Origin of the sequence: Caballeronia choica, assembly GCF_001544535.1 — a bacterium.
Classification (GTDB): Bacteria; Pseudomonadota; Gammaproteobacteria; order Burkholderiales; family Burkholderiaceae; genus Caballeronia; species Caballeronia choica.
This window is the reverse complement of sequence record NZ_FCON02000365.1, coordinates 1-2636: the sequence shown is the minus strand read 5'-3', so window position 1 is coordinate 2636 and position 2636 is coordinate 1. Positions and strand designations below refer to the sequence as shown.

Here is a 2636-nt window from a genome sequence, read left to right as displayed (position 1 = left end):
AGCTTCGGCGTCGATCAGTCGCTCGTTGCCGAGAACAAGCCATTTCGCGTGAAGCTGGAGCGCTCGGGCCAGACTTTCGATATCCCGAAGGACCGCTCGATCCTCGAAATCTTGCGCGACAACGGCATCCGCGCCCCGAGTTCATGCGAGAGCGGAACCTGCGGCTCGTGCCGCACGACGCTTTGCTCGGGCGACGCCGAGCACCGCGACATGGTGCTCTCCGACGATGAAAAGTCAGCGCAGATCATGATCTGCGTATCGCGGGCGAAGAGTGAAGAACTGGTGCTCGACCTGTAACGGGCGGCCGTTTATAGACATGTGGTCAGGAGAAGATGGAATGCTCACGATTGAAGAAAACGAACTGCTGTGCCGCGTCGAAGGCGATGCGCCAATGGGCCAGATGATGCGCCGCCACTGGACGCCGGTATGCCTGATCGAAGAAGTCAGCGAACCGGACGGTGCGCCGGTCAAAGCCCGCGTGTTCGGCGAGGACCTGGTCGTGTTCCGCGATACCGATGGCAATGTAGGCGTGATGGACGAGTACTGCCCGCACCGGCGCGTGTCGCTCGTGTATGGGCGCAACGAAGACTGCGGCCTCCGCTGCCTCTATCACGGCTGGAAGATGGACGTGAAAGGCAACGTCATCGAGATGGTCTCCGAGCCGTCGTGCAGCGACATGACGAAGAAAGTCAAGCACAAGGCCTACGAGACTCAGGAGTGGGGCGGCTTCGTGTGGGCGTACATGGGCCCGCAGGACGTGATACCCGAGTTCGTTCCGCCGGCATGGGCGCCGACTCAAGAGACGCGCGTAAGCATCGCGAAGGCGATCCTGCCGTGTAACTGGGCGCAGATTCTCGAAGGCGCGATCGATTCCGCGCACAGTTCGAGCCTGCATTCATCGGACTTCGTGCCGGCGCGTGTCGGAGGCGCCGAGGCAACGTCGAAGAACTGGCTGCGGCCGTCGACGGACAAGGCGCCGCGTATGCAGGTGCATCGCACGAGTTACGGCTTTCGGTATGCTGCGCTGCGCCGGCCGATCCAGAACGCCGCGACGCACGACTACATCCGCTCCACGGTGTTCATCGGTCCGGCCACCGCGCTGATACCGCCGAACAATCTCTACAACGTCGCGAACATCAACGTGCCGGTGGACGATACGAACACCGCGTTCTACTTCATGGCGTGGGGCCATCCCGACAAGACGCCTGAGACCGAAACGTGGCGCAAGTTCCTCGGCCAGCGCGTGGGCATCGATCTCGACAATCAGTACCGACCGCTGCGCAACATGGAGAACCGCTTCTGGCAGGATCGCGAAGCGATGAAGGCGGGTAACTTCACGGGCATCACGGGCTTTCCGAACCAGGACATCGCGATGTGGGTGACGATGGGCCCGATCGCGAATCGGTCCGACGAGCGGCTCGGCGCAAGCGACGTTGCCGTGGTCGAATTCCGCCGCCGGATGCTCGATGCGCTCAAGGCGTTCCAGGCGGGCGAGACCGCGATCGGTACCGGCGACAAGGCGATTCCGCGCAACGTGTGCTCGTTCCAGTCAATGGTGCCGAAAGATACCGACTGGAAGCAGTTTGCCGCGCGTCCGGTGTGGGACGGCCGCGACGAGCAGGTTGCGGTCGAGCCGAACTATCAGGTGCAGGCGTGATGGAAAAGCTGCGGCTCGGCGTCGCGGGATTGGGGCGCGCCTTCTCGCTGATGCTGCCGACTTTCCTCGCGGACACCCGCGTGCAACTCGCGGGCGCATGCGATCCGCGAGAGGAGGCGCGTGCGCAGTTCGAAGCGGACTTCAACGCTCCGGCCTTCGACGACATCGAACAGCTTGCGCGCATGCCGGATGTCGACGCGATCTACATCGCGAGTCCGCACCAGTTTCATGCGGCGCACACGCGAATCGCGGCGAGGCACGGCAAGCATGTACTCGTCGAAAAGCCGATGGCGCTCTCGCTTGCCGAATGCGACGACATGATCGACGCATGCCGCGAAGCGTGCGTGCATCTGATCGTAGGTCACTGTCACAGCTTCGATACGCCTTATCTGCGAACGCGCGAGCTGATTGCTTCGGGCGCATTTGGCGACGTGAAGATGATTCAGGCGCTCAACTACACCGACTATCTGTTCCGGCCACGCAGGCCCGAAGAGCTATCGACGGCCGAGGGCGGCGGGGCGGTGTTCAGTCAGGCGGCGCATCAGGTGGACATCGTGCGACTGCTGGCTGGAAGCCGCGCGACACGCATTTGTGCTGCGGTGGGCAAGTGGGATCCGGCGCGTCCCACTGAAGGTGCTTACACGGCGACGCTATGGTTCGAAGATGGCGCGTTCGCGGCGCTCTCATACAACGGCTACGCGCATTTCGATTCCGATGAGTGGACCGACTGGACCGGCGAGATGGGCCAGCCGAAGAATCCCGACGACTACGGCATCGCTCGCCGTAAGCTGTCCGTCGTGCAATCGCCTGATCAGGAAGCGCAGCTTAAGGCGGCTGGCACCTACGGAGGCCACGCATACATGCCGCCGTCGCCCGATCGCGCAGACGTCAGTCAGCATCAGCACTTCGGCCCGCTGATCGTGTCGTGCGAGCGCGGCGATTTACGACCGCTGCCCGATTGCATCGTCGTGTATGGCGA

Annotated in this window: 3 protein-coding genes; all 3 read left to right on the top strand. The window is 62.9% G+C overall.

All coding sequences use genetic code 11. The annotated features are described in order from the left end of the window. On the top strand, nucleotides 1-297 hold a 297-nt coding region (locus AWB68_RS43950; protein WP_125483287.1), incomplete at its 5' end, for a 2Fe-2S iron-sulfur cluster-binding protein. A 40-nt stretch (nucleotides 298-337) separates the two neighbouring features. Beyond that, nucleotides 338-1657 (top strand): Rieske 2Fe-2S domain-containing protein, encoded by a 1320-nt coding sequence (locus tag AWB68_RS43945; protein ID WP_087650327.1) that lies wholly within the window; start codon nucleotides 338-340, stop codon nucleotides 1655-1657. Further along, nucleotides 1657-2636, top strand: a 980-nt coding sequence (locus tag AWB68_RS43940; RefSeq protein WP_087650326.1) for a Gfo/Idh/MocA family protein, incomplete at its 3' end; no start/stop codon positions are given. The genes AWB68_RS43945 and AWB68_RS43940, both read left to right, overlap by 1 nt.

Bases quoted from the DNA above. Each gene is read 5' to 3' on its own strand.
- AWB68_RS43945 (WP_087650327.1), top strand. From the start codon at position 338: ATGCTCACGATTGAAGAAAACGAACTGCTGTGCCGCGTCGAAGGCGAT.